Origin of the sequence: uncultured Litoreibacter sp., assembly GCF_947501785.1 — a bacterium.
Taxonomy (GTDB): Bacteria; Pseudomonadota; Alphaproteobacteria; order Rhodobacterales; family Rhodobacteraceae; genus Litoreibacter.
Genome location: NZ_CANMXB010000001.1, coordinates 1,684,811 through 1,710,437 on the forward strand (window position 1 = coordinate 1,684,811; position 25,627 = coordinate 1,710,437).

A 25,627-nucleotide genomic window follows, 5' to 3' on the forward strand; every position below is an offset into this window, starting at 1 on the left:
ATTGCCCGAAGCGTAGCTTGGCGAGGAGCGCGGGTGCAAGGCTCCCCTTCCCTCTTGCGCGCGGGCGGGCTAGGCCAATGCCATGATGCGCGTGATTGTCTTTTTGTGCTGGATTTTGTCGCTGGTGGTGCTTGCCTCGCTGGTGGCAAGCGGCTTTGGCTGGGTGCCGAAGGGCTGGCTGGGGTCGTGCATTGACCTGTATCGCGACGCCCGAAACGCTTTGCCTGTGGGGCTGCCTGCGGTGATGCGGGACCTGGCGATGATGTATCTGCTGTTTGGCATCGTCGAGAAAGCGGTCAGCGAATGGGCTTACGCTTACGCGGGGCTGGTCGAGAAGTACAAATCGCGCAAGGCGGCGGCCAAGGCGGGGCGGTTTATCGGGGCCGTTTCGGGGGTGCTGCTGTGGCCGATGTCCATCGCGCTGGACCTGATCGCGGTGCTGGTCTGGAACCGCGACGCGGGCGAAGCCGCGCGGGACGCATCCGAGCAGACTTTGCGCAGCCTGCGGTTTGGGCTGACGCGCGACGAGGTGGCGGATGTGGTGGACCGCTACGGCCGACTGACCTACATGGCGCGGCCATTGTTCGTGTGCTCGTTGTGCTTTTCCTACGTTATTGTCATGCTGCTGGGGTTCAGCCTCGGCGGCTAGGCCTCTTGGGCGGCTTTCATCGGGGCCAGCACTTCCTTTTCCCCCCAGTCTTTCAGCGCATGCAGCACGGGCCGCAGGGTCTCTCCCTTGGCGGTCAGGCTGTATTCGACCTTGGGCGGCACCTCGGGGTAAATTTCGCGGTGCACCAGCCCGTCGGCCTCCAGCTCGCGCAATTGTTTGGTCAGGCTGCGGGGCGTGATTTTGTAAAACAGGCGGCCCAGCTCGTTGAAGCGCATGGTTTGTTCCGACAGGCGGAACAGGATCGCGCCCTTCCACTTGCCGCCGATCAGGTCGAGCGTCGCCTCCATTGGGCAAGCCTCCAGCTTTTCGGGGTCGTGGCGTTGTTTTCGCATGAAGCAGTATCCAATATGATAGTATGGGTCCTATTTGTGCATACTTACGCGAAATTCAGTGAAGGTCTAGCGTGGGCGTCATCACAGATGATTGGAGACGACCGATGAATATCCCCGAACTTTACTGGCTGACCCTGACGGTGACGCTGACCGGGCTGCTATGGGTGCCCTATATTTTGCAGCTGATTGTGCAGCTTGGGCCGATCCAGGCCGCGTGGGACCCGACGGCGGCGCATCCGCATGACAAGGACTGGGCGCTGAGAGCAAAGCGCGCGCATTATAACGCGGTCGAGAACCTTGCGGTTTTTGCCCCGCTCGCGCTGATGGTTGGGCTGCTGGAGTTGGGCGACGCGCTAACAGCCACCGCGGCGATGCTCTATTTCTTCGTGCGGCTGGCGCATTACGTGGTCTACACGCTGGCGCTGCCTATCATCCGCACGGTGCTGTTTGTGGCGGGTTTTGCCTGCCAATTCGTGCTGGCGCTACGGCTGCTCAATCTGGCCTAGGCACAAAAAAGCGCACGTCCCCGCGCCGGGGCGTGCGCCTTTCAAAGATCTAAAGCCAATTAGCTTTTCTTGGGCGCCGCTTTCTTGGCGGGCGCCTTTTTGGCGGGCTTGGCCTCCAACGCGTCGAGACGGGCTTTCAGCGCTTCATTCTCTTCGCGGGCCTTCTGGGCCATGGCGCGCACGGCGTCGAATTCGTCGCGGGTCACAAAGTCGCGATCCGCCAGCCAGCGGTCGACCATGGATTTCATGGCATTTTCCGCCTCCGACTTCGCGCCCTGGGCCACGCCCATCGCGTTGGTCATCATTTGCGACATGTCGTCGAAGAATTTGTTGCGGGTTTGCATATCGTACCTCGTGCTTGCTTGACCCCTATATGGGGACGGTTTGCGCATTTCTCAAGGTTGACATCGTCGCAGGGGCGTCGCACCCATGCCGGTATGTTAGCAGCGCTCCTCCCCTTCCCCGACATCGGCCCCGACATTTTCACGCTGGAGCTGTTCGGCCGCGAGTTCTCGCTGCGCTGGTACGCCATGGCCTACATTGTGGGCATCATCATCGGCTGGTTTATCGCGGTGCAACTGTTCAAACGGGCGCGGTTGTGGCCGGAAAACAAGTCGCCCATGACGTCGGAGAACGCCTCGGACTTGGTGACTTGGATCATCTTGGGCGTGGTGCTGGGCGGGCGCTTCGGCTTCGTATTGTTCTACCAGCCGGCCTATTACTTCGCCAATCCGGGAGAGATCTTGCAGATCTGGAACGGCGGCATGTCGTTTCACGGCGGCGCATTGGGTGTGTTGATTGCCGGGCTGATCTTTTGCTGGAAGAACAAGTTTTCGCCTTTGAGCGCGGGCGACGCCATCGTCGTGGCCACCCCACCCGCAATCTTCCTTGGACGCATCGCCAACTTCATCAATGCCGAGCTGTGGGGCCGTCCGACCGACCTGCCCTGGGCCGTGGTCTTCCCCGGCGACGCGGCACAGGCCTGCGCCACGGTGGAGCAGATGTGCGCGCGCCACCCCTCGCAGCTATACGAGGCGCTGCTGGAAGGCCTGATCCTGTGCGCCGTTCTGTTCTATCTGGCGATCCGCAAGGGCTGGCTAAAAACCCCTGGCGCGTTGATCGGTGCGTTTCTGGCGGGCTACGGCATCGCGCGTTTCATTGTGGAATTCGTGCGCCAACCGGATGCGCAGTTCACCTCTGCCACAAACCCGCTGGGCTATGCGTGGCAGATTGGTGAGGTTGGGTTGACCATGGGGCAATTGCTGTCCACGCCGATGATCATCGTGGGCTTGCTGATCATTTGGGGCGCCCGCCGCCGCGCGGCATGAGCCTGAAGGCGCAGCTGATCCGGCAGATCGCCGTCGACGGCCCGATGTCTTTGGCGGATTACATGCAGGCCTGCTTGCTGCATCCGGAATTTGGCTATTACGCCACCCGCGACCCGCTGGGGGCGCAAGGCGATTTCATCACCGCGCCTGAGACCAGCCAGATGTTTGGCGAGCTATTGGGGCTTTGCCTGGCACAGGCATGGCTGGATCAGGGAGGCGGCGATTGCGTGTTGGCCGAGCTTGGGCCGGGACGCGGCACGTTGATGGCGGATATCTTGCGGGCCACCAAATCAGTGCCGGGCTTCGCGCCTGATGTGCATCTGGTCGAGGCCAGCCCCGCGCTACGTGACATTCAACGCGCAACGCTCATGGGTGCCCGCGTCACCTGGCACGACACCGTGGCGGACCTGCCAGATGCGCCCTTGTTCCTCATCGCCAACGAATTCTTTGACGCGCTGCCCATTCGCCAATTCACCCGCCAGGGGCGCGGTTGGGCGGAAACGCGTGTGGGGGCCGAGGGCGACATGTTGCGGCTTGGCCGGACAGAGCCGACCCCCGTTGACGCGCTCTCCCATCGGTTGCAGGACACAGGCGACGGGGATGTTGTGGAGCTATGCCCAACCCTGCCACCCATCATTGGCGAGATTTCAGGCAGGATCGCCCGACATGGCGGCGCCGCCCTCATCGTGGATTACGGCGACTGGAATTCGCTGGGCGATACCTTTCAGGCATTGAAGGCGCATCAGCCCTGCGACCCGATGCAGGCCCCCGGCGACGCGGATTTGACCGCGCATGTGGATTTCAGGGCCGTCACTGATGCCAGTCTTTGCGAAACATCCGCAATGACCACGCAGGGCGCGTTGCTGCACGGTCTGGGGATCGGCCCGCGCGCGCAAGCATTGGCGGAGAAACTGGATGACGCGCGCGACCAAAACGCGCTCAACCAGCATCTCGCCGCCTATCGCCGCTTGACGGAGCCCTCAGAAATGGGGACCCTTTTCAAAGCTGTGGCGCTCTATCCGAAGGGCGCGCCGCCCCCACCCGGATTTGAAGCGTGACCCCCACATGACCCTTGAGATCATCACCTCAGACAGCCTTTCCCCGTTCCGGCATGGGTTCTTCACCCGGCGTGGCGGCGCGTCGTCTGGCATCTTTGAAGGCTTGAATTGCGGCTTCGGATCTTCGGACCAGACCGACGCTGTGGCCACCAACCGCGCGCGGGTGGCCGACGCGATGCAGGTAGATTTGGACCATCTGGTGTCTGTGCATCAATACCACTCCGCCGAGGTCGTGGCCCTGACCGAGGCCCGCCAGGACCGGCCGAAGGCCGACGCCATGGTGACCGCCACGCCCGGCATCGCGCTGGGCATTCTGACCGCGGATTGCCAGCCGGTGCTGTTTGCCGACCCGGAGAATGGCGTGGTGGGCGCGGCCCATGCGGGCTGGGGCGGCGCGGTGGGCGGCGTGCTGGAGGCGACGGTGGACGCGATGGAAGCGCTGGGCGCGGACCGGGACCACATAAGGGCAGTGATCGGGCCGTCGATCAGCCAGGCGTCTTACGAGGTGGGGCAAGAGTATCTAGAACGCTTCCTTGACGACGACCCCGACAACGCGCGCTTCTTCGCCCAAGGCGTGGCGGCGGACAAATACCAGTTCGACCTGCCGGGCTACGGGCTGGCGCGGCTGCGCGCCGCGGGCGTTCAGGCGGACTGGACCCGGCATTGCACCTATGCAGACCCGCGCCGGTTTTATTCCTACCGCCGGTCGGTCCATGACAAAGACCCCGATTACGGGCGACTCATCGCAACAATCCGCCTTTAGCCGCCGATTGTTTCGCCATTCGTGCCAATATCTGGGCAAAGCACATCTTATTGCTGCCCCAAAGCTGCCCGCCGCCCCGCCTGACAATGGTTAACAACCCCTTAATTCATGGGGCACCGTAGCGCCTGCCGCCCGCCACAATCCGGGCCCAACATTTCTGAAAAAAAAGTATCGCCGGCCATTCTGTTGCCCGATTGAATTGCGACAAAGAGAGCGTCCCAGGACGGGACACGACTTTTTCGGCTCGGGTCATCAGACGCTGCACCCCAAGGCAGCAGACCCGGGCCACTTTAAACAGAACCGGAGGGCACCATGGCCAAGAACACACGCTGGATGAAATGGGTACTTGAAGAAAGCGCCGACACAGCCGCGACTATGCCATGGACACGCAGCAACCGCCGCACCCCCTGGAAGACCCGTTTGGCGGTCGAGGCACCAGAGCTGAATAACACAGAGCTTAAATCGGCCTGAGCCGTCCTCGACTGACCCTAGTAAGCGCCCGCATGTCCTCCCACATGCGGGCGTTTCTCTATTCTGCCGCGAATTCTTCGATGAACGGCGCCATGGCAGCCTCGTGCCGTCTCCAAGCCCCCACGGACGAACTGTAAATCGGCTGGCGCACCTGCGTCGTGGACAACGTGTCGACCTGCCGCTTGTTGTCATAGAAAGACAGGCAGGCGTCTTCCCATTCCAGCCCGGCCGCCGCGACAAGTTGACGGCTCTGGCCTTCGGGGTCGGCGATCAGATCCTCGTAGCGGATTTGCGCGAATGCATCGGGGCAATGCCGTTCCCAAAACACCACCTGCGCCTCGAACAGCTTGTAGAACCGCGCGATGTTGCGCAGATCCGTGGCGTAGCGGTGCTGCCCGCCGGCAAACATGTTCTTGTATATCGACAGCGCGTTGTCGGCCGGATCACGCCGGACCACGACGATGCGCGCATCCGGCAAGGCGTGCCGGATGAACCCGATTGCGCCGTAACTGCTGATGGATTTGTCCGTCACATAGGCTGCGTCGGGGAAGCGCGCAGCGAGCATATCGCGATACCGTGCGCCCGCCGCGCCAAGCGCGTCGCACAGCGCGGGCATGTCGTCACCGGCGGACTGAAAGGCGGCCTGAAACTCCTTGCTCAGCAGGCCCAGCTCCCCCGCCCCTTCGCATCGGGAATGAGAGGAGATGATTTGCTCCACCAGCGTGGTGCCCGAGCGGGGCATGCCTGTCACAAAAATCGGGGTTGGCCCCTCGCCGCACCTGCCCGGTGGGCAATGCGCGCCTGTCAGGCCTTCGAACCGCTGCCGCGTCTCGGTCACCGCGGCGGCATCGGAGCCGTGATCGTAGGGAAACGCCTTGGCGGCACTGCGATTGGCGATGTCGAGATAGCGGAACACCTCGCCCTGCTGGCCGGTATCCTCCATCGCCTTTGCGAGCGCGTGGCCCAAATGCGCCCGCCCGGGATCCTTGGCGGCCAGCTTGTTCAGCAGCGCCTTCATTTTGCCGATCATCGGGTCGTCGGGCTGCATTTTGCGGATTGACGCGTAGGAATAATAAAGCTGCGCCACGTTTGGCGCGGCCTCGATCGCCTGACGGGCCAAATCCAGCGCCGCGTCGTAGTCACCAAGGTTGCGCATCAGATCAGCCTTGCGCGCCAACGGGTAGTCGTAGCCCGGTTTGAGCCGCAGCGCTTCGTCGAAAGCCCTGATCGCCGCGTCGCTTTCCGCGGCCCCGGCCAGCAGCACACCAAGCTCGGTCTGCGCGCGGGCCGAAACCAAACCGCCAGCAACCGCCCTTTCGATGGCGGCACGCGCACCCGCGCTGTCGCCGCGCCTTGCCGCGACCAACCCGTGATAGAAATCCATCTCGGGATGCGCGCCCCGCAGCGCCGACGCGCGGGTCAGCAGCTTGGCGAGATTGTCGATGTTGGGATGGCGCGACGCCATATCGAGATAGGCCAGCCAGATCTCGGGCTGGCCCGGACGCAGCTGCAGCGCCGCCTCGAAATGGCGGGCGGCGTCGGGGATGTTTCGTTTCTTGGCGAAGACCCGGGCAATGTTGAAATGGGCCTCCGCCACTTTGGGGTTGGCCTTGATGATCCGGGCATAGCCTTTGGCGGCCTCGTCCAGCCGACCGGCAGTCTGCGCGGCAAGAGCTTTGGCGTAGAGTTTCTTGATTTGCTCGGTGGTCAACACGGGGTCGGGCCTGGCCTTTTTGTCGTATGCTCGCCCTGCTGACGTAGCACGCGGGATCAGGGGCAACCAGCCTTCAGGCAAGACCGCGTGTAGGCCCGGGGCCGCGCCGCTGTGAGGCGCCCGATTCGGGGCCTTCGCAATCCGCGCTTGTGGAAATGTGGCAGCACTGCCCGGCGATGGGGAAACAATCTTGTCGGCGGCGGCTTGATTGGCCACCAGATGGCGACCATTACCCCGAATATTTTGACTTTTAGGCCGGAAAGTGGCCATTGTTGGGGCAAGTAACGATGACACATCTGCATAACGGTGGGGACCGTGCAGGCCAGCAAGCCCTGAAAGGGACGACGCATGACCTACTCCCCAGCCGCGCGTTTTGGCGCTGATCAGCAGATGACCTCCAAGGCCGGTTTCGGCTCCACTCCCTCCACATCGTCGCGTGCGCCTCTGCGGGGTCCTCTGCCCCGGCCGCACATGATGTCGCGCCCCTACAACATCGCCTGGCTGTCGCATGCCGGCGAGGTTTCCTACGACACAATAGTGGCCCCCTCTGTTCCGGTGATCGAAAGCGCCTGCGCCAATGTGGCGCGCGGCACGCTGATTTCGACCACCCAAGGGCCCGTTGCGGTCGAAGACCTCGCGCCCGGAATGGGCGTGTTAACCAGTGAATACGGCCCCCTGCCCCTCCAATGGGTCGGCTCTTACGACATGACGCCGCGCGACGCGCAAACCAACGAACGCGGCAAGCTATTCCGGGTGACCAGTGATGCGTTTGGGCTTGCAAAGCCCGCCTCTGATCTCATGCTGGCCCCCCGGTCTCATATCCTGATGCGCCACGCTGCCTGCAAGGCGCTGTTTGGCGTGGACCTGGCCTTTGCGCCGGTCCGCGCCTTTGAGGACGGTGTGCAGGTCGTGTCCATCACGCCTATTTCGTCGATATCGCTGTTCAACCTCGCATTTGACAGGCAAGCGACCATTCTGGCCAACGGCGTGGAGGTGGAAAGCTTCCACCCCGGCCCCTTCACGGAAACGCTGCTGGACGACGAATTGCTTTATTCGCTGCTGCGCCTTTTCCCGCAGGCGCGGTCCCTGGAAAGTTTCGGCCCGCAGCTGACCCAACGCCTGACCTCCTTTGAGGTCCGCGCGCTGCGCGAGGGCGCTTGATCCTCAGCTGATCTGGCTGAGGCGTTCTTCCACCACGTCAAACGGCACGCCCGGCTCGTCTTTCGCGCCGCGAATGACCAATGATGTCTTCACGCTCGCCACATTGTCTGCGGATGTCAGCTCTTCGGTCAGGAAGCTCTGGAAGCTTGACAGGTCGGGGGCCACGCATTTCAGGATGAAATCGACCTCGCCGTTCAGCATGTGGCATTCGCGGACCAGCGGCCAGCCGTTGCAACGCTCTTCGAAGGCGGACAGGTCGGCTTCGGCCTGGCTCTGCAGCCCGACCATGGCAAAGACCTGCACCTCGAAGCCCAACGCACGGGCCTCGACCTCGGCGTGATAGCCTTTGATGAAGCCGCTTTCCTCCAAAGTGCGCACCCGGCGCAGGCAAGGCGGCGCGGAGATACCGACGCGTTTGGCGAGTTCCACATTGGTCATGCGACCATCCGCCTGCAGCTCTGCCAGAATTTTGCGGTCAATGTCGTCTAGTTTCGAAATGGCCATGTCGTCCCCTTAGCTGCTCATAACTTACAAAGCGACGCAGCTGCGCGCAACTTTATTTCACACCTGAGCAATAAAAAGTCAGAACAAAGAATTGAGCAGCGCCCTCTGGCACCTCCGCTCTGGGCGGCATATATCGGTCGGGCTGCAAAATAGACCTCAGGGGACCACCATGGCCGAGACACGTCACACCAAAGTTCTGATCATCGGCTCCGGCCCCGCGGGCTACACCGCCGGCGTCTACGCCGCGCGTGCCATGGTCGAGCCGATCTTGGTGCAGGGCATCGAGCCCGGCGGGCAATTGACCACCACAACGGAAGTCGAAAACTGGCCCGGCGACACCGAGGTGCAAGGCCCCGACCTGATGGTGCGGATGGAAGCCCACGCCAAGGCGATGGGCTGCGAGGTGGTGGGCGACATCATCTCCAGCATCGACACCTCGAAACGTCCCTTCACATGCCAATCCGATAGCGGCACGGTTTATACCGCTGACGCGGTGATCTTGGCGACTGGCGCGCGGGCGAAATGGCTGGGCCTGCCTTCGGAAGAGAAATTCAAAGGCTTCGGCGTCTCCGCCTGCGCCACCTGCGACGGCTTCTTCTATCGCGGCCAGGAAATCGTGGTGATAGGCGGCGGCAACACGGCTGTTGAAGAAGCGCTGTTTCTGACCAACTTCGCCTCCAAAGTGACGCTGATCCACCGCCGCGACGAATTGCGGGCGGAGAAGATCCTGCAAGACCGCCTGTTCAAGAACCCCAAGATTGAACCTTTGTGGTTCCACCAGCTGGAAGAGGTGATTGGCACCGAGAACCCCAACTCCGTCGAAGGTGTCAAAGTCCGCAACGTGCAGACCGACGAGATCACCGAAATCCCCTGCAAGGGCGTGTTCGTCGCCATCGGCCACGCGCCGTCGAACGAGCTGGTGAAGGACGTGCTGGAAACCCATATGGGCGGCTACGTGGTGACCAAACCCGACAGCACCGAGACGTCGATCCCCGGCATTTTTGCTGCAGGCGACTTGACGGATCACAAATACCGCCAGGCGGTAACGTCGGCGGGCATGGGCTGCATGGCGGCTTTGGAAGCGGAACGGTTCCTGGCGGGGGACGACTAAAGCGCCGCAGCCCGGATGAACCGGTTCTGAACGTCCCGTCGCAGTGCAGCGATTGCGGAACACGTCACGCGCACATATGTCTGTGGTAAGCATCCGACCGTTTCAGAGAGGGCACCCCCATGGCAGTCTTCAACCTATCGCGGGCCTGTCGCAGATTTGGCTGGGCGATAGCTGCCGTAACCGCAATGAGCAACGTGTCGCTGGCCGACGCGGTGCTGGATCGCGATCTTTTCGCCGACACCATTGGCGATAAGTCGTCGAGCTTCCTTGCACTTGATCTGCAATCAGATCAACGCTGCATGTTGAGCGACAGCGACCTAGAGACCCGGCATGCCCCATGGTCCACCTTCAAAATCCCGAACATGCTGATCGCGCTTGGCACGGGGCACGCCACCGGCATTAACGACTGGAGGGATTGGGACCGGGAGCGGCGTCCACCTTTGGCCTATTGGCCCCGCGAATGGCGGCAGGGCCAGACACTGGAAAGTGCGTTCCGTCGCTCTGCCCTATGGTACTTTCAAGACATCGCGCTGGATGTTGGCGCCCCGCAATATCGCGAAACTCTGACGCAATGGGGCTATGGCAATGCCAGCGCTCCCAATGGGTCCGACAGCTTTTGGCTTGGCGGGCTGTTGGCCCTTTCCGTCAATGAACAGACGCGCTTCCTGCAGCGATTGCTGACCGGCGGTCTTACGGTTGATAAGGCCCATTTGGCGGGGCTGATGCAGGCGGCAGAAGCAGGACCCCTGGGAAATTTGACGCTTTACGGAAAAACCGGTGCAGGACCCGTTCGCGAGGGAGAATTTTCGGGGATGTTTGAAGGTTGGTATGTTGGTTGGCTTATGCATGGCGACGCCACCAAAGTTGTTTTTGCCCATCACGCCCGTGGCAGAAACTTTTCTGCGATCCGATCCTTTCGTCAGTCCTTCGCGAAGGACCTGTTGATCGCTTGTGGTTTCGCCACCGGCGCAAAATAGAGATCGTGCCTCAGATTGCACCGCGAACGCTCTTTGTCGGGGAGCAACCATCTTGGTCTGGTGCACAATGAGAATGTCATTTTTGCCATGAAGATGCGCGAGCATCGGCAAATAGACATTTTTTCTTTGAATCGAGGACAGATTATGCAATGCGTTCACGCGTGAACAAACATTGAGTCGCGCGTCATGACGTCAAGACCGAAACCCATTCAAGAGGAGGAAGACCTGCGCTTCCGTCTTCTGCGCCAGTTGGATCTGGCCGCAGATGCCTCTCAGCGGGCGACGGCGGAGGCTGTGGGGGTCTCGCTGGGCAAACTCAACGCACTTCTCAGGGCGTCGACGGAGGCGGGCTTTGTCAAAATCAGCGAACGGGCTGGGTCTGACAAACGCAAGCGCTTCGCCTACTCCCTCACCACCCGCGGCGCGGCGGAAAAGAACCGACTGACCACCGCATTCCTAGGACGCAAGTTTGCGGAATACGACGCGCTTCATGCCGAACTGACCGGCGAAAATACCGGCCTCACCCCGTTTAGTAACAGGATTAGACAAATGGAAAACAACCTCGCCCCGATCCCGGAGCTGTATGTCTCTTATGACAGCGCGCAGAAGATGAAATCTGAGGCCGCCGAGCTGACATCCCACGACCTGACCCCGCGCCAAATCTGCGATCTGGAGCTGCTGATGAATGGCGGGTTCAACCCGCTGAAAGGCTTCCTGTCGGAGGCGGATTACAACTCTGTCGTCGACACCATGCGCCTGACCACCGGCGAGCTGTGGCCGATGCCGATTACGCTGGACGTGTCGGAAGACTTTGCCAAGTCGCTTGAAATTGGCCAGGATATTGCGCTGCGCGACCAGGAAGGCGTGATCTTGGGCACCATGACCGTCACTGACCGGTGGGAGCCGAACAAATCGCATGAGGCCGAGAGGGTGTTTGGCGCGGATGACAGCGCACACCCCGCCGTGAATTATCTGCACAACCAAGCGGGCAAAATCTATCTGGGCGGGCCTGTGACCGGCATCCAGCAGCCTGTGCATTACGATTTCCGCGCCCGCCGCGACACGCCGAACGAGCTGCGCGCCTATTTCCGCAAAATGGGCTGGCGCAAGGTCGTGGCGTTCCAAACCCGCAACCCGCTGCACCGCGCGCATCAGGAACTCACCTTCCGCGCCGCCAAAGAGGCGCAGGCCAACCTGCTGATCCACCCCGTTGTGGGCTTGACCAAGCCGGGGGATATCGACCACTTCACCCGCGTGCGCTGCTACGAGGCGGTGCTGGACCAGTACCCCGCCTCAACCACCGCGATGAGCCTTTTGAACCTCGCCATGCGCATGGCCGGCCCCCGCGAAGCGGTCTGGCATGGCCTGATCCGCAAAAACCACGGCTGCACCCATTTCATTGTTGGCCGCGACCACGCGGGCCCCGGCCAAAACTCCGCCGGTGAAGACTTCTACGGGCCCTATGACGCGCAAGACCTGTTCCGCGAGCATCAGGACGAGATGGGCATCGAAATGGTCGACTTCAAGCACATGGTCTATGTGCAGGAGCGCGCCCAATACGAACCCGCCGACGAGATCGCGGATAAGGAAAATGTCACCATCCTCAATATCTCGGGCACCGAGCTGCGCCGCCGTTTGGCCGAAGGGCTGGAGATTCCCGAATGGTTCTCCTTCCCCGCAGTGGTTGAAGAGCTACGCAAATCCCGCCCGCCGCGCGCGCAGCAGGGCTTTACCGTGTTCTTCACCGGCTTCTCCGGCTCGGGCAAATCCACCATAGCAAACGCGCTGATGGTCAAGCTGATGGAAATGGGCGGCCGCCCGGTGACGCTCTTGGACGGCGACATCGTGCGCAAGAACCTGTCTTCCGAGCTGGGCTTCTCCAAGGAACACCGCGACCTCAACATCCGCCGCATTGGCTACGTGGCCTCCGAAATCACCAAGAATGGCGGCATCGCCATTTGCGCCCCGATTGCGCCATACGCCACGACGCGCCGCGCCGTGCGCGAGGATATCGAGGCCTTTGGCGCGTTTTGCGAAGTTCATGTCGCGACCTCCATCGAGGAATGCGAACGCCGTGACCGCAAAGGGCTCTACAAGCTGGCACGTGAAGGCAAGATCAAGGAATTCACCGGCATCTCAGACCCTTACGACGTGCCTGAAAACCCAGAGCTGTCTGTGGAGACCGAGAATGTCGAAGTCGACAACTGCGCGCATCAGGTAATCCTGAAGCTGGAATCGATGGGGCTGATCTCGGCCTGACACGTCCCGACATGAAGTTGACAGGCGGTCCTCTCAAGAGGGCCGCCTGCCTTTCGGCTAGGCGCAACCAAATCCTCGAAGAGGATTTGAACCCAGTTTCTCCTCGAGAAATTGGCCGCGCTGCTCAGGCGTGATAGCACAGAATGAGATGTCGGGGCGGGCTCATGCCGCCCCAGCCAGCGTCCGCATTGCCTTCCTAGAAATGGACCTCGCCAGCCATTACAATCCGACCTTGGCCTGACACCTTGACCCCCGATATTGCATCCCGCGGGCCAAGCACCTCAACCTGCGCTTGGCCAGGGCGTCCCAAATCATGGCCCTGCTGGGCCACGTAACGCGGGCGATCGATCAACCCGTGTTTCCAAAGATACGACGCCGCGCAGCCGGTGGCGGAGCCGGTGAACGGGTCCTCTGGCGGGCTGGGCGGGGCGAGAAGCAGCCTGCCGAAGCTGTCGCCTGCGTCAGTGGCCCCGCCAAGAGCCACGAAATAGGGTTCCATCACCTGCACGCCGTTCACGGTCAGGCCCTTCTGGAACTCCGGCAGCACGTCCAAATCCAGCGTGGCTTTGCGCAGCGCGTCATGCGACTTCAGGGCGACAATGCAAAAGGGCAAACCGGTGGAGACGACCTGCGGTTGGCCGATGATGTCATCATCAGACAGGCCAGACAGCCGCGCAATAAGGCCGGGCGACACCTCATCCCCAAATACCGGCGCGTTTTGGGTCATGGTGATCAGCCCGTCGGGCGACACCTCGATCGGAACCACCCCTGCCCCGGTCTCCAATGTCAGCGACGGGCCTTTGACCACCCCGCGCGACAGCAGCGAGGCGACCGACGCGATGGTCGGGTGCCCCGCAAAAGGAATTTCCATTGTGGGGAAGAAGTACCGCACTTTGGCATCGGCCACATCAGAGGGGCCCACAAAGGTGCATTCCACCAGACCCGTCTCCCGGGTGTATTTCAGGCAGGTTTCGACATCCACCGCGCCGCCGTCATGCACAACCGCGCAGCCATTCCCGCCGAATGGGGTATCGGTGAAGGCGTCAACCCAGTCGAAGGGAAAGCTGCGGCTCAATGGACTGTGACCGGCGCGAAGTCGTTTTCGCGCGCCAAGGCAAACGCCATGCGGCGGTTGGCCACAAGCGCCAGGCGTTCACCGTCGGGCGCGTGCACCGCATAGATGGTCTCTAAGCCTTGCGATTCCTCGCGGACTTCGGCGGGCAGGTCGGCCACGTCGACGGGCCGCACATAGACAATGCGCGCATCCATTCCGGTCTTGAGGTCAAATGGGGTGTTCATCGCATTATCCTTTCTTGATCTGGATGGTTTGAACAATGGTGTCCGGCACTGCGCGTTCCAGGTCGATATGCAGCAACCCGTTTACGGTCGTGGCCCCTGCCACGTCGACGCCGTCCGCCAGCACAAAGGCCTTCTGGAACTGGCGCGCGGCGATGCCGCGATGCAGGAAGACGCGGGTCTCGTCCGCCTCCGCCTGTTTGCCGCGGATCACCAGTTGCCGGTCCTCGACGGTGATCGACAGATCATCCTCGCCAAAGCCCGCCACAGCCAGCGTGATGCGGAACGCGTTGCGGTCGGATTGCTCAATATTGAAAGGCGGGTAGCCATCATTGCCGGATTTGGCGGTCCGTTCAACGAGGCGTTCCAGCTGGTCAAACCCCAGCAGAAAGGGGTGCGATCCCAAGGTCAGTTTTGTCATGCGGCAGCCCTATGGTTTAAGCGACTATGCAGGTGCGGCCCCGAAATCGGCGGCCTTGTCTCAAAAGATGGGGTCAAAGGGCGCCGCGTGCAACCCTTTGGCCATCTAAACAGTTGGTGGAATGACAGAATCCGCCTAATCTGAGTACTCCGCCCCGCCAAAAGGACAAGCCAAGCGATGAACAACCCGCAAAACATGAGCCATGAGGACGTTCTGCGCGTCAAATTGGAGGTTTTGCGCCGAGACCATCGCGACCTGGACGAGGCAATTGACGCCCTGCAAGAGCGCATATTGCCCGACCAGCTGACGCTGAAGCGCCTAAAAAAGCAAAAACTCGGCCTCAAAGACCGCATTCAGGCCATCGAGGACGAGTTGACGCCGGATATCATTGCGTAAGGGGCGCGGGTGGCTATAGTGCCGCTTCCTTTTTAAGGCAGGGGCGCGAGAGCCATGGCAGAGATCAAAGTGGGCATCATCATGGGCAGCCAGTCCGACTGGCCCACCATGAAAGAGGCGGCAGACATGCTGGACGCGCTTGGCGTGGCATATGAGACCAAGATCGTCTCCGCCCACCGCACGCCGGACCGGCTGTGGGAATATGGCAAAACCGCCGTGTCGCGTGGCCTGCAGGTGATCATCGCAGGCGCAGGCGGGGCCGCCCACCTACCCGGCATGATGGCGTCGAAAACCCGCGTGCCGGTCATTGGCGTGCCGGTGCAAACCAAAGCCCTGTCTGGCGTGGACAGTCTCTATTCCATCTTGCAGATGCCGCGCGGCTTCCCCGTGGCCACCATGGCCATCGGGGCTGCGGGTGCCGCCAATGCGGGCCTGATGGCGGCGGGCATTCTGGCGTTGCAGGATGACGCGTTAGCAGCGCGGCTCGATACATGGCGCAACGACCTGTCCGCCTCGATCCCGGATGAGCCAACAGATGACTAACCCCCTTCCCACTGGCGCGACCATTGGCATTCTTGGCGGCGGCCAGCTTGGTCGCATGCTGTCGGTGGCCGCCTCCCGCCTCGGCTTCAAGACCTGCATTTTCGAGCCCGGCGGCGACTGCCCGGCCAGCCATGTGGCCAATTACCATTTCCAAAAGCCCTATGATGACCAGGAGGCGCTGCGAGCCTTCGCGTCCTCCGTCGATGTCATCACCTATGAATTCGAAAACGTGCCCACCTCGGCACTGGATCTGCTGGAAAGTGCGGCCCCCATTCGGCCCAACCGTTTGGCGCTGTCCACCTCGCAGAACCGCATCGCGGAGAAGACCTTTCTTGAAGGCCTCGGCCTGACGGTTGCGCCCTTTGCCGCCGTCGAAAGCCTCGCCGACCTAAAGGCAGCCGTTGCCAAAATCGGCACTCCCTCGATCCTGAAAACACAAGAACTCGGCTATGACGGCAAGGGGCAGGTTCGGCTGAAAGGCGATGACGACCTCGCGGCAGTCTGGGCGCAGATGAAGGACGCGCCATGCGTGCTGGAAGGGTTCATCGATTTCAGCCACGAGGTGTCGGTCATCGGCGCGCGCGGCATTGACGGGCAGGTGTCCTGCTTTGACCCCGGCGAGAATGTGCACCGCGACGGCATCCTGCACACCACCACGGTTCCCGCCAACCTCAGCGGCGCGCAGCGTACTGACGCGGTGCTGATGGCGGCCCGCATTCTGAATGCGCTGGATTATGTGGGCGTTTTGGGGGTCGAGCTGTTTGTCACCGCGCAAGGCCTGATCGTCAACGAGATCGCGCCGCGGGTGCACAATTCCGGCCACTGGACGCAGAACGGCTGCGTCATCGACCAGTTCGAACAGCATATCCGGGCCGTGGCAGGTTGGCCCTTGGGCGACGGCGCACGCCATGCCGATGCGGTGATGGAGAACCTGATCGGGGATGACATGGACCGCGTACCGGCCCTGTCAGCCGACGCGGACGTCGCGCTGCACCTTTACGGCAAGGCGGATGCCAAACCGGGCCGCAAAATGGGGCATTTCAACCGGGTTTCGCCAAAGAGCTGACGCCCCCTATTCGGTCACGCTGTTGATGGTCTCGGTCACGGTCTCAGACACGTCTTCGGCAACCTCGCCAACGGCCTCGCCCACCTCCTCCGCCACGTCAGTGACGATGTCGGCCAGCGTCAGGGTCCGGTCAAACTGACCGTTTTGCAAAAACCTGACGGTCTGCCCGACAACCAGCGGGGCGTTCATCATGAATGTATGCGTCACGTTAAACACCATATGATCGGCCATGCCTTCCACACGGGTGCTGGCGACGGACACTTTGCCGTCATCCGCCCCCGGAATGATGGTGGAATAGACAAGGTTCAACGTCTTGGTGCCCGCCAAAACGCCCAGCTCAAAGTCGACCGGCCCCAGTTGCCGCGGCACCGAGTCAGGCCCTGTGCCCAATTGCAAGCCGGCGGGGCCGTTCACCCATTCAAACGGGTCAAGATCCGCCAGCTCATCCACCAGTTCCGAGCCCTGGTTGGGCGGGGCCAGCATCACAACGCGGCCCAGCGTCGGCAGATCGTGTTCCGCCAGCCACGCCCGCACCAGGATGCCGCCCATGGAATGGGTCACGAAATGAATGGGCGTGTTCTGGTCGCATTCCGCGATCGCCGCCGGAATAGTGGCCGCCGCCAGATCATCAATCGTGTCGCTGGTTGACGGGTAGTCGGGGTTCACGGTTTGGTAGCCGTTCGCCTCAAGGCTTTCTTCCATCACGCTCAACGAAAACGATGTGCGCGCCAACCCATGCAGCAGCACCACGCAATCCGCCATGGCGGTGGTGGGCAGCAGTAGCAGCAAGAAGGCGATCACGTAGCGCATGGAGAAGAACCTAAGCATGACAGGTAACGAAATCATCACCAAACACGATCAACCTTACGTCACTTTTTCGCCCGTTGCCGCAGGCCATTTGCCGCGCCCTGTTGACATCCCCTGCCGTCGCGCCACATGTATCGCCGCCAGAGCAGTCAGTTGAATCAGAGGTAATTTATGCCCGTTGTTGTTGTTGAATCCCCGGCTAAGGCCAAGACTATCAACAAATATTTGGGCGATAACTACACCGTTTTGGCGTCCTACGGGCACGTGCGCGACCTGCCGCCAAAAGACGGATCGGTTGACCCCGACAACGAGTTCGAGATGCTGTGGGAGGTCGCCTCCGACAGCAAAAAGCACGTCAAAGCCATTGCCGACGCCCTGAAAGACGACAACGAACTGATCCTCGCAACCGACCCCGACCGCGAGGGGGAGGCGATCAGCTGGCATCTTGAGGAAGCTCTGCGCAAACGCAAATCCATCAAGAAGGACACGCCGGTCAGCCGCGTGGTGTTCAACGCCATCACCAAAGCCGCGGTGACCGAGGCCATGAAGAATCCGCGCCAGGTGGATGAGCCGTTGGTGCATGCCTATCTGGCCCGCCGCGCGCTGGACTATCTGGTGGGCTTCAAGCTGTCGCCCGTCCTATGGCGCCGCCTGCCCGGCGCGAAATCTGCGGGCCGCGTGCAGTCCGTCTGCCTGCGCCTCATCGTCGAGCGCGAGATGGAGATCGAGAAATTCAACGCGCAGGAATATTGGTCCGTCAAAGCCATGCTGACCACCCCGCGCGGCAAAGAATTCGAGGCACGGCTGACCATGCTTGCGGGCGACAAGCTCGACAAATTCGATCTGGCCAACGAGACAGCCGCCGAGCTGGCCGTGCAAGCCATCAACTCCCGCGACCTGACCGTCAAATCGGTCGAGGCGAAGCCCGCCTCCCGTAACCCCTCCGCGCCGTTCATGACGTCTACCCTGCAGCAGGAAGCCAGCCGCAAATTCGGCATGGGCGCGCGCCAGACCATGAGCGCCGCGCAAAGGCTCTACGAGGCGGGCCACATCACCTATATGCGGACCGACGGCATCGACATGGCGCCAGAGGCCGTGCACGGCGCGCGCGACGCCATCAAGGCGAAGTTCGGCGACAATTACGTCCCCTCCAGCCCGCGCATGTACAAAAACAAAGCCAAGAACGCGCAAGAAGCACACGAATGTATCCGACCCACCGACATGATGGCCGACGCGGACAAGCTGAAGATCATGGATAAGGACCAGCACCGGCTCTACGACCTGATCTACAAACGCACCATCGCGTCGCAGATGGAAGCGGCGCGCATGGAACGCACCACCGCGATCATTGGCTCTGCCGACGATCAGGTGGAACTGCGCGCCTCCGGCCAGGTGATGCTGTTCGACGGTTTCCTGCGTGTCTACGAGGAAGGCCGCGACGACGCGGTGCTCGATGACGACGACAAGTCCCTGCCCCAGATCAATCAGGGCGAGGACGCAAGCAAGAAGTCCGTCACGCCGGAACAGCATTTCACCCAGCCCCCGCCCCGCTATACCGAGGCCACGCTGGTCAAGAAGATGGAAGAGCTGGGCATCGGGCGTCCGTCCACCTATGCCTCGATCGTGACCACCATTCAGGACCGCGACTACGTCCGCAAAGAGAAGAACCGCCTGATCCCCGAGGACAAAGGCCGGTTGGTCACGGTCTTCCTGACCAATTTCTTCCGCAAATATGTGGGCTACGAATTCACCGCCAATCTGGAGGCGGAGCTGGACGACGTCTCCGCCGGGGACCGCAACTACAAAAACGTGCTCGACCGGTTCTGGCGTGACTTCGCCGTGGCCATCTCGGAAGCCATGGACCTGTCCATCACCGAGGTGCTGGAAAAAATCAACGACGCGCTTGCGCCGCATATCTTCCCGCCCAACGAGGACGGCACCGACCCGCGCCTTTGCCCGAACTGTGGCGAAGGCAGGCTTAGCATGCGCACCGCACGCGCGGGCGGGGCCTTCATCGGCTGCTCCAACTATCCAGAATGCCGCTACACCCGCGCCTTCGGCCCGCCCGGCGGGGATGAGGACACCGGCATCCCGCCAGAGGGCAAGATGCTGGGCATGGACGCGGACGACAAGATCTGGATCCACAAAGGCCGTTTCGGGCCATATGTGCAGCGCGGCGACGTCACCGAGGACAACAAGAAGCCGCCCCGCCAGTCGGTGCCCAAGGACTGGCCGGAGGAAGGCTTCGCGCTGGAAGATATCGACCTGGAACATGCGCTGAAGCTTCTGTCCCTGCCCCGCAAGATCGGCGACCACCCCGAGGACGGCGTGGCGGTCTGGGCCAATATCGGCCGGTATGGGCCTTACATCAAACACGCGGAATCCACGTCCGAGCGTGGCGGCACCAACGCCAACCTTGAGAATTTCGAGGAGGTGTTCACCGTCGGCATGAACCGCGCGGTGGAACTGATCGCGCAGAAGATTGCGTCCCGTGGAGGTCGCGGAGCCGCCGCAAAACCGCTGAAAGAACTGGGCGACCACCCCGACAGCGGCGGCCCCGTCAGCATAATGGAGGGTCGCTATGGCCCGTATGTAAAGTGGGAAAAGGTTAACGCCACGTTACCAAAAGACATTGATCCCAATGATTTAACCATGGATCAGGCCGTTTTGCTGATCGAAGAGAAAGCCGCCAAGGGCGGGCGCAAACGCAAAACGCCCGCGAAGAAGAAAACCACCAAGAAAAAGGCCGCCGCCAAGAAATGATCAAGGCGATTGCTATCTTTTTTGGCCTCTTCTTTTGTCTGGTTGCCCTGCTCTTCTGGGTCAAAACAGCACCTGCAAACGCGGACGTCATCGGCATCACTGTTTTACAAATACCTAAAACCCTGCCCCTGCCAGACACACCAACGCAGGGCTGCCTGACGCGCGCCCACAATAAGAGCTGACCAAAATAGAAATAGCGGCGCGGCACGCGCCCCAATAAGGTCATGCCCCTTGAAGACGCACGCCGAATGCCCGACATAAAGCGCAACGAGAGGGAGCTTTATGCCTGAGACCAACCAAGCGGCGCTTGATTTTCTGCTGACGCGCCGGTCGCGCCCGGCCAAGACGCTAACCACCCCCGCCCCGGACGCTGATGCGCTGATGACCCTGCTCACCGCCGCAGCGCGCACGCCGGATCACGGGAAACTGGAGCCCTGGCGCTTCATTGTGCTGCAGGATCAGGCCCTCATACGTCTGGGTGAGGCCGCCGCGACGCGCGGCAACGCGCTCGGGCTGGAGCCCGACAAGATTGACAAAATCGCCCAGATGTTTGCCAATGCACCGCTGTCAGTTGCCGTCATTGCCGCCCCCAAACCCAGTGACAAAATCCCGCAGATTGAACAGACGCTCTCCGCAGGTGCGGTCTGTCTGGCGCTGCTCAATGCCGCTTTGGCCGCCGGGTGGGGGGCCAATTGGCTGACCGGCTGGACCGCCTTCGACCGCCCCTTCCTGACGGAGGCGCTGGGCCTCGCAGAGCATGAATTTGTCGCGGGCTTCATTCATCTGGGGACCGAGACGTCAACCCCCCCCGACCGGCCTCGCCCCGACATCGCCGCCATCACCGATTGGGTCGCCCAATGATTATCGCGGCCTACCTTAAAGCGCTGGCCCAGATCACCGATGCCCGCTTCCTGCGGGTGCTGGCGCTGGGTGTCGGGCTGACAATTGCGCTGCTCTTTGCCTTCACGGTCGCTTTTGCATGGACCGTGGGGCTTATTGTCCCCGACAGCTTCTCCCTGCCCTGGATCGGCGAAATCACATGGGTCGACAATCTCGCTTCATGGGCGGTGGTCCCCGTGATGATCTTCGCGTCGATCTTTTTGATGATCCCCGTGGCCTCCGCCTTCACCGGCATCTTCCTCGACCAGGTCGCCGACGCGGTCGAGGCCAAACACTATCCCGGCCTGCCGCCCGTCGCACATGTGCCCTTTAGCGAAAGCATTGGCGAGACGCTGAAATTTCTGGGGCTGCTGCTCTGCGTCAATATCGTGGCGTTGATCCTGGCGCTGATCTTTGCGCCTTTTGCGCCCCTGATTTTCTGGGGCGTCAATGGGGTGATGCTGGGCCGCGAATACGCAACGCTGGTGGCCCGCCGCCGCCTGCAGCCGGAGGAGGTGCGCAGCTTTCGCAAGCGCCACTCCACAACTTTCTGGATCGCAGGCGTCTGCATGGCGATCCCGCTGACGATACCGGTGATGAACCTGGTGGTGCCGATCCTGGGCGTGGCGGGCTTCACCCACCTTTTCCACAGGCTCAATCAGGCTTAACGCTTTGGCCTAGCTATCTGGCCCAAACCGTTTGAACAGGTCGATCTGGTCCACGGTGATCAACTGGTAGTTGATCACCAGGATCACCGGCACCGCGATCAGAATGGCCACGATGGTGGTAATCTTGAACTTGCGGCGCATTACGTAGCCCGACGGTGCGGATGCAGGTGTGCCGGCCTCCACCTTGCCCGTATCGCCCTGCGACTTCGCGCCCAGCGGCAGCACCACGAACAGGGTCATGAACCAGATCACCGCGAAAACAACGCCCATAGAGGTGATGGCCATTACGCTTGCTCCAGCTCAACCAATGTGCCGGTGAAATCCTTGGGGTGCAAAAACAGCACCGGCTTGCCATGGGCGCCGATCTTCGGCTCGCCCGAGCCCAGCACCCGCGCGCCGCTGTCTTTCAACTGATCGCGCGCCGCCAGAATGTCGTCCACCTCGTAGCAGATATGGTGGATGCCGCCGGATGGGTTCTTTTCCAGAAAACCGTTGATCGGGCTGTCCTCGCCCAGCGGGTGCAGCAGCTCGATCTTGGTGTTGGGCAGTTCGATGAAAATCACGGTCACGCCGTGGTCCGGCTCGGGCTGCGGGTCGCCCACATTGGCGCCCAAAGTGTTGCGGTATTGGTTGGCGGCGGCGTCAAGGTCCGGCACGGCAATGGCCACGTGGTTGAGGCGTCCAATCATGTTCTGTCGTCCTGTTAGATGGTGCGTTGCGCCCTTATGCGACGCCGCGCGGCGCTTGCAAAGGGGATGCGGTGCCGCAGGGCGGACCCGCTGGCGGCACCGGCGATTGGGGCGGCATTTACGATCTATTAGGCAAGATAAGGCAATGCTGATGCCCGGAAGGCGACTCGCCCCGCCGTTTTTAGGAGAAGCTGCTATGCCCGAAGACCTTGGATACCTGTCAATGAACGTTCACCCGACCGCGATGCGCCCCCTCCTGGGGTTAACGGTGCTGGTCGTGGAAGACAGCCGGTTCGCGTCCGAGGCCGTCAGGCTCCTTTGCATCCGCTCCGGCGCGCGGATCCGGCGCGCCGACAGCCTGACCGCGGCGCATCGCCACTTGCAGCTCTATCGCCCGTCGGTGGTCATCGCCGATATTGGGCTGCCCGACGGGTCGGGCATTGATCTGATCGCCGATCTGGCCAAAGCGTCGAAGGATGACCGCCCCGTGATCATCGCCACCACCGGCGCAGATGGCGAAGATCAACAGGCCCGCGCGTTGGAGGCAGGCGCGGACGGGTTCCTGCCCAAGCCGATCGACACGGTCAGCGCGTTCCAGCAGGCCATTTTGGAGCACCTGCCCAAAGACATGCGCCCGACCGGCCCCCGCCTGCTCAGTGACGAGGTGATCCAACCCGACACGCTGTCGCTGCGCGAGGACCTGTCGCATCTCGACGAGCTACTGAAGTCGGAGCCGGAGTCGCTGGGCTATGTCGCGCCTTTCTTGCAAGGCCTCGCCCGGCTCGCCGGGGATCAGGCGCTGAAAACCGCGTCCGACAAACTGTCAGATGCCTTTTCCAAAGGCGCCGATCTGAAAAAGCCCGTGGCCAAAATCCGCGATCTGATCCGCGAACGGCTGGCAGTCAAGGAACCGGTCTAGCCCTTACAACATGGGGTCATCGGCCACCCGCACCAGCCGGGTCAGCGATGCGAGGCTTTCGATCTGGCGGCCCTGCGGGTCAAAATTCGACGGGTCAAACCAGGCGCGGTAGGCTTCGCGCAGCGCAGGCCACTCGGTGTCGATGCAGGCGAACCACGCCGTGTCGCGGTTGCGCCCCTTGTATACGGTCGCCTGCCGGAACACCCCTTCATAACTGAACCCAAACCGCTGCGCCGCGCGGCGCGACGCCACGTTCAGCGCGTCACACTTCCATTCAAACCGACGGTAGCCCGCCTCGAACGCCCATTCCATCATCAGATAAATGGCCTCCGTCGCCCCGGCTGTGCGCTGCAGTTCGCGCGCAAAATTGATATGACCCACCTCGATGCTGCCCGCCTCAGGCGTGATGCGCAAATAGCTGGCCACGCCGCCGCAATGCCCGGTGGACAGGTCGCGCACGGCCCAGAAATACGGGTCATCCCCGGCGGTGATGTCGCGCACCCAGCGGTGGAAACTGGCGGCGGATGTAAACGGCCCGTAGGCCATGTAATCCCAAATCGCGTCATCGGCAGAGTTGGCGCGGTGCAAATCCGCGGCATGGGTGTCGGCCTGAAGCGGCTCAAGGCTCACAAGCCGTCCTTTGAGCGGCCCGCCACCCGGCCGCGGAGGCGCCTTCCAATCGGGCAAAGCCGCCCCGAAACTTTTGTCCATCGTCATGTGCGCCCGCCTCAAAATCCATGACTACACGCCATGATTGTTTCAATTGCATCTAAAATGGGCCTGAAATCACCCATAGTCGAGCGCGAAAACGGCACATTCCTGCCTTCTTTCGTGGCCATAAGTACCCCATGGGCGGCGACGAAACGCCCATTGTGAACGCAAGATGCGGAGAGTGAAGATGAAAAATGCAGTACTGACGTTCCTGGCGAACGAAGACGGGGCATCCGTGGTTGACATGACCATGTTGATGGCTGCGCTTTGCGGATTGGCCCTGGCGATTACCGCGCAGGTGTCCAACGGTGCAGAAGATGCATCTGCCGATTTGAGCGACGCGGTTACCGCAGTGGGCGTTGGCCCCGCCTGGTAAACTGATCGCGCAAGCGATTTACGACAGAACTCCCGGATCGCGGCCCAGCTGCAAGCCCGGGAATACGGCTGTCTGCAGGGTGGCGGCGCTTATGCCGAACAGCCCTTGCATCATCCACGCGGGATAAGCCCGCACATCTGCCGTGGGCATCAGGTCACGGCGGGCATAAAGATCGGCCTCGGCAAGCCCCGGCCACTCCCCGAAAACTCTTCCACCCCGAATAGCGCCACCGGCCATCACCAGCGCGCCACCAGTGCCATGATCGGTGCCCAATGTCCCGTTTTCTCGTGCCGTGCGGCCAAATTCGGTGACGGCGACGACGGCCGTGCGGTCCCAATTTGCGCCAAGCTCCGACTTCAACGTCAAAATTGCGCTTTGCAACTTGCCCAGCGCCCGCGCCATGCCCGCGCGCTGCCGGCCATGCGTGTCCCAGCCCGATAGGGAAAACGCCGCGATCCGCGAATTTTCGTTCAACCGAGTGGCGGCGAACCGTGCCAGAACGTCGGCCTCACCGGCTTGCGAGGAGGTTTTCAGCTGCTCGCGCAGCACTTTCGCGGACACCCCGAAACTGTCTGCACTGGCCACGCCAAGGCTCTCGGCAATGGCTATCGCCTCTTGGCCGGCAGCCCGAAACAGTGGGTCGTCATGATACACCTCATCCAGCAGCAGACGCGCCTGCGGGGACATATCCAGCCGCCCATCCGGCGACCAGCTTGAAACAGCGGCGCGACCTGATAGCAGCTTCATCTCTTCGCGCCCCACGGCAAATGCGGTCTCGGATGTCACGCCGGGCATGGCCTGCAACAACCGGTTCAGCCAGCCATCCCGGACCGCCCCCACATCCGCGCCGGTGCCTGCTTCCAGCAGGTCCTGGCCGTCAAAATGGCTGCGTTTGTCGCGGTAGGGCGTTGAAACCGCTTGTGCAAATCCCAGCTCGCCCTTGCGCCACAAGGGCATCAGATCCGACAAGGCCGGGTTCAACGCATAAAACCCGTCCAGATCCAGCCCGTCATCCGCGATGCCATGCGCCAGGGTGGGGCGATAAGTCTCCAAAAGTGGGTCGCCATAGGGCCGGATCACGTCCAGCCCGTCCATGGCACCGCGCAAGATGATCACGACCAGCCGGTTTTCGCCGCCGGTCGCCGCAAAGGTCACAGGCGTCAGCAAAGGGCTGGCCGCCAGCGAGCAGCCCAGCGCGCCGCCCTTCAGCAGGAACCCGCGTCTGTTGAGATCGGTCAT

31 protein-coding genes are annotated in these 25,627 nt (G+C 61.9%); 19 read left to right on the top strand and 12 right to left on the bottom strand.

Annotation, left to right across the window (positions count from 1 at the left end):
• Positions 1-82 precede the first annotated feature (82 nt).
• A complete protein-coding gene (locus Q0899_RS08375) occupies positions 83-649 on the top strand; it encodes a hypothetical protein (protein WP_299192163.1) in 567 nt (188 codons plus the stop codon).
• Here the strand turns inward: Q0899_RS08375 and Q0899_RS08380 are convergent.
• Positions 646-1,002, bottom strand: a complete 357-nt coding sequence (locus tag Q0899_RS08380; protein ID WP_298296455.1) for a helix-turn-helix domain-containing protein — start codon at positions 1,000-1,002, stop codon at positions 646-648. The two genes, Q0899_RS08375 and Q0899_RS08380, sit on opposite strands and share 4 nt — an antisense overlap.
• A gap of 104 nt (positions 1,003-1,106) precedes the next feature.
• On the opposite strand from Q0899_RS08380, the gene Q0899_RS08385 reads away from it, so the two are divergent.
• Complete coding sequence (locus Q0899_RS08385; RefSeq protein ID WP_298296452.1) at positions 1,107-1,508, top strand: MAPEG family protein; 402 nt, start codon at positions 1,107-1,109, stop codon at positions 1,506-1,508.
• A gap of 59 nt (positions 1,509-1,567) precedes the next feature.
• On the opposite strand, the gene Q0899_RS08390 is transcribed toward Q0899_RS08385, so the two are convergent.
• Positions 1,568-1,852, bottom strand: a complete 285-nt coding sequence (locus tag Q0899_RS08390; protein ID WP_298296449.1) for an accessory factor UbiK family protein — start codon at positions 1,850-1,852, stop codon at positions 1,568-1,570.
• Between the two features lie 93 nt (positions 1,853-1,945).
• Between Q0899_RS08390 and lgt the strand changes: the two genes are divergently transcribed.
• From lgt to Q0899_RS08410, 4 genes are all read left to right on the top strand, one after another.
• Positions 1,946-2,836 (top strand): prolipoprotein diacylglyceryl transferase, encoded by an 891-nt coding sequence (gene lgt / locus Q0899_RS08395; protein ID WP_299192167.1) that lies wholly within the window; start codon positions 1,946-1,948, stop codon positions 2,834-2,836.
• Entirely contained in the window at positions 2,833-3,894 is a 1,062-nt protein-coding gene (locus Q0899_RS08400) for an SAM-dependent methyltransferase (RefSeq protein ID WP_298296444.1), read from the top strand. Before lgt ends, Q0899_RS08400 begins: the two co-directional genes overlap by 4 nt.
• Before the next feature lie 7 nt (positions 3,895-3,901).
• Complete coding sequence (gene pgeF / locus Q0899_RS08405; RefSeq protein ID WP_298296441.1) at positions 3,902-4,657, top strand: peptidoglycan editing factor PgeF; 756 nt, start codon at positions 3,902-3,904, stop codon at positions 4,655-4,657.
• Between the two features lie 312 nt (positions 4,658-4,969).
• On the top strand, positions 4,970-5,128 hold the full coding sequence (locus Q0899_RS08410; RefSeq protein WP_298296438.1) for a hypothetical protein: 159 nt from the start codon (positions 4,970-4,972) through the stop codon (positions 5,126-5,128).
• A gap of 58 nt (positions 5,129-5,186) precedes the next feature.
• On the opposite strand, the gene Q0899_RS08415 is transcribed toward Q0899_RS08410, so the two are convergent.
• Positions 5,187-6,842: a tetratricopeptide repeat-containing sulfotransferase family protein gene (locus Q0899_RS08415; RefSeq protein ID WP_298296435.1), complete on the bottom strand. Its 1,656-nt coding sequence runs from the start codon at positions 6,840-6,842 to the stop codon at positions 5,187-5,189.
• A 348-nt stretch (positions 6,843-7,190) separates the two neighbouring features.
• Between Q0899_RS08415 and Q0899_RS08420 the strand changes: the two genes are divergently transcribed.
• Entirely contained in the window at positions 7,191-8,003 is an 813-nt protein-coding gene (locus Q0899_RS08420) for a Hint domain-containing protein (protein ID WP_298296431.1), read from the top strand.
• 3 nt (positions 8,004-8,006) lie between these two features.
• Here Q0899_RS08420 and Q0899_RS08425 read toward each other — a convergent pair whose 3' ends face one another.
• Positions 8,007-8,507 (bottom strand): Lrp/AsnC family transcriptional regulator, encoded by a 501-nt coding sequence (locus Q0899_RS08425; RefSeq protein WP_298356061.1) that lies wholly within the window; start codon positions 8,505-8,507, stop codon positions 8,007-8,009.
• 169 nt (positions 8,508-8,676) lie between these two features.
• On the opposite strand from Q0899_RS08425, the gene trxB reads away from it, so the two are divergent.
• The 3 genes from trxB (at position 8,677) to Q0899_RS08440 (ending at position 12,854) form a co-directional block, all read left to right on the top strand.
• Positions 8,677-9,618, top strand: a complete 942-nt coding sequence (trxB, locus tag Q0899_RS08430; protein ID WP_298296425.1) for a thioredoxin-disulfide reductase — start codon at positions 8,677-8,679, stop codon at positions 9,616-9,618.
• Positions 9,619-9,737: 119 nt separating this feature from the next.
• The gene (locus tag Q0899_RS08435) at positions 9,738-10,595 is read left to right on the top strand and encodes a penicillin-binding transpeptidase domain-containing protein (RefSeq protein ID WP_298296422.1); all 858 of its coding nucleotides are present in this window, start codon (positions 9,738-9,740) and stop codon (positions 10,593-10,595) included.
• A 186-nt stretch (positions 10,596-10,781) separates the two neighbouring features.
• Positions 10,782-12,854, top strand: a complete 2,073-nt coding sequence (locus tag Q0899_RS08440; protein WP_299192172.1) for a bifunctional sulfate adenylyltransferase/adenylylsulfate kinase — start codon at positions 10,782-10,784, stop codon at positions 12,852-12,854.
• A gap of 196 nt (positions 12,855-13,050) precedes the next feature.
• On the opposite strand, the gene Q0899_RS08445 is transcribed toward Q0899_RS08440, so the two are convergent.
• The 3 genes from Q0899_RS08445 to Q0899_RS08455 are packed head-to-tail and all read right to left on the bottom strand — an operon-like array spanning position 13,051 to position 14,571.
• Positions 13,051-13,929 carry a PhzF family phenazine biosynthesis protein gene (locus tag Q0899_RS08445; RefSeq protein ID WP_299192174.1) on the bottom strand — a complete coding sequence of 293 codons (879 nt, stop codon included), beginning with the start codon at positions 13,927-13,929 and terminating at the stop codon, positions 13,051-13,053.
• The gene (locus tag Q0899_RS08450) at positions 13,926-14,153 is read right to left on the bottom strand and encodes a DUF1150 family protein (RefSeq protein ID WP_298296412.1); all 228 of its coding nucleotides are present in this window, start codon (positions 14,151-14,153) and stop codon (positions 13,926-13,928) included. Before Q0899_RS08450 ends, Q0899_RS08445 begins: the two co-directional genes overlap by 4 nt.
• Before the next feature lie 4 nt (positions 14,154-14,157).
• The gene (locus Q0899_RS08455; protein WP_298356052.1) at positions 14,158-14,571 is read right to left on the bottom strand and encodes an Hsp20 family protein; all 414 of its coding nucleotides are present in this window, start codon (positions 14,569-14,571) and stop codon (positions 14,158-14,160) included.
• A 177-nt stretch (positions 14,572-14,748) separates the two neighbouring features.
• On the opposite strand from Q0899_RS08455, the gene Q0899_RS08460 reads away from it, so the two are divergent.
• From Q0899_RS08460 to Q0899_RS08470, 3 genes are read left to right on the top strand one after another with little or no spacing between them, the layout of a single operon-like run.
• On the top strand, positions 14,749-14,967 hold the full coding sequence (locus Q0899_RS08460; protein ID WP_298296406.1) for a DUF465 domain-containing protein: 219 nt from the start codon (positions 14,749-14,751) through the stop codon (positions 14,965-14,967).
• Positions 14,968-15,021: 54 nt separating this feature from the next.
• Complete coding sequence (gene purE / locus Q0899_RS08465) at positions 15,022-15,510, top strand: 5-(carboxyamino)imidazole ribonucleotide mutase (RefSeq protein WP_298296404.1); 489 nt, start codon at positions 15,022-15,024, stop codon at positions 15,508-15,510.
• A complete protein-coding gene (locus Q0899_RS08470) occupies positions 15,503-16,576 on the top strand; it encodes a 5-(carboxyamino)imidazole ribonucleotide synthase (RefSeq protein ID WP_299192178.1) in 1,074 nt (357 codons plus the stop codon). Before purE ends, Q0899_RS08470 begins: the two co-directional genes overlap by 8 nt.
• Positions 16,577-16,582: 6 nt before the next feature.
• Here Q0899_RS08470 and Q0899_RS08475 read toward each other — a convergent pair whose 3' ends face one another.
• Positions 16,583-17,386 (bottom strand): alpha/beta fold hydrolase, encoded by an 804-nt coding sequence (locus tag Q0899_RS08475; protein WP_299192180.1) that lies wholly within the window; start codon positions 17,384-17,386, stop codon positions 16,583-16,585.
• 168 nt (positions 17,387-17,554) lie between these two features.
• On the opposite strand from Q0899_RS08475, the gene topA reads away from it, so the two are divergent.
• From topA to Q0899_RS08495, 4 genes are all read left to right on the top strand, one after another.
• The gene (topA, locus tag Q0899_RS08480) at positions 17,555-20,146 is read left to right on the top strand and encodes a type I DNA topoisomerase (protein WP_299192182.1); all 2,592 of its coding nucleotides are present in this window, start codon (positions 17,555-17,557) and stop codon (positions 20,144-20,146) included.
• Positions 20,143-20,328, top strand: coding sequence for a hypothetical protein (locus Q0899_RS08485; protein ID WP_298296393.1), 186 nt, complete (start codon positions 20,143-20,145; stop codon positions 20,326-20,328). The genes topA and Q0899_RS08485 overlap by 4 nt, the downstream gene beginning before the upstream one ends.
• A 100-nt stretch (positions 20,329-20,428) precedes the next feature.
• Positions 20,429-21,007, top strand: coding sequence for a nitroreductase (locus Q0899_RS08490; protein WP_298296390.1), 579 nt, complete (start codon positions 20,429-20,431; stop codon positions 21,005-21,007).
• On the top strand, positions 21,004-21,693 hold the full coding sequence (locus Q0899_RS08495) for an EI24 domain-containing protein (protein WP_298296387.1): 690 nt from the start codon (positions 21,004-21,006) through the stop codon (positions 21,691-21,693). The genes Q0899_RS08490 and Q0899_RS08495 overlap by 4 nt, the downstream gene beginning before the upstream one ends.
• A gap of 9 nt (positions 21,694-21,702) precedes the next feature.
• Here the strand turns inward: Q0899_RS08495 and Q0899_RS08500 are convergent, their stop codons facing one another.
• Both Q0899_RS08500 and mce read right to left on the bottom strand, forming a co-directional pair.
• Positions 21,703-21,978 (bottom strand): DUF1467 family protein, encoded by a 276-nt coding sequence (locus tag Q0899_RS08500; protein WP_298296384.1) that lies wholly within the window; start codon positions 21,976-21,978, stop codon positions 21,703-21,705.
• Entirely contained in the window at positions 21,978-22,382 is a 405-nt protein-coding gene (mce, locus tag Q0899_RS08505) for a methylmalonyl-CoA epimerase (protein ID WP_299192185.1), read from the bottom strand. The genes Q0899_RS08500 and mce overlap by 1 nt, the downstream gene beginning before the upstream one ends.
• A gap of 196 nt (positions 22,383-22,578) precedes the next feature.
• Here mce and Q0899_RS08510 point away from each other — a divergent pair, with 196 nt between their 5' ends.
• Positions 22,579-23,301 carry a response regulator gene (locus tag Q0899_RS08510; protein ID WP_298296379.1) on the top strand — a complete coding sequence of 241 codons (723 nt, stop codon included), beginning with the start codon at positions 22,579-22,581 and terminating at the stop codon, positions 23,299-23,301.
• Positions 23,302-23,304: 3 nt separating this feature from the next.
• On the opposite strand, the gene Q0899_RS08515 is transcribed toward Q0899_RS08510, so the two are convergent.
• A complete protein-coding gene (locus tag Q0899_RS08515) occupies positions 23,305-24,018 on the bottom strand; it encodes a GNAT family protein (RefSeq protein ID WP_299192188.1) in 714 nt (237 codons plus the stop codon).
• Between the two features lie 181 nt (positions 24,019-24,199).
• Between Q0899_RS08515 and Q0899_RS08520 the strand changes: the two genes are divergently transcribed.
• Positions 24,200-24,388: a hypothetical protein gene (locus Q0899_RS08520; RefSeq protein ID WP_298296374.1), complete on the top strand. Its 189-nt coding sequence runs from the start codon at positions 24,200-24,202 to the stop codon at positions 24,386-24,388.
• An 18-nt stretch (positions 24,389-24,406) separates the two neighbouring features.
• On the opposite strand, the gene Q0899_RS08525 is transcribed toward Q0899_RS08520, so the two are convergent.
• Positions 24,407-25,627, bottom strand: coding sequence for a DUF1501 domain-containing protein (locus tag Q0899_RS08525; protein ID WP_299192190.1), 1,221 nt, complete (start codon positions 25,625-25,627; stop codon positions 24,407-24,409).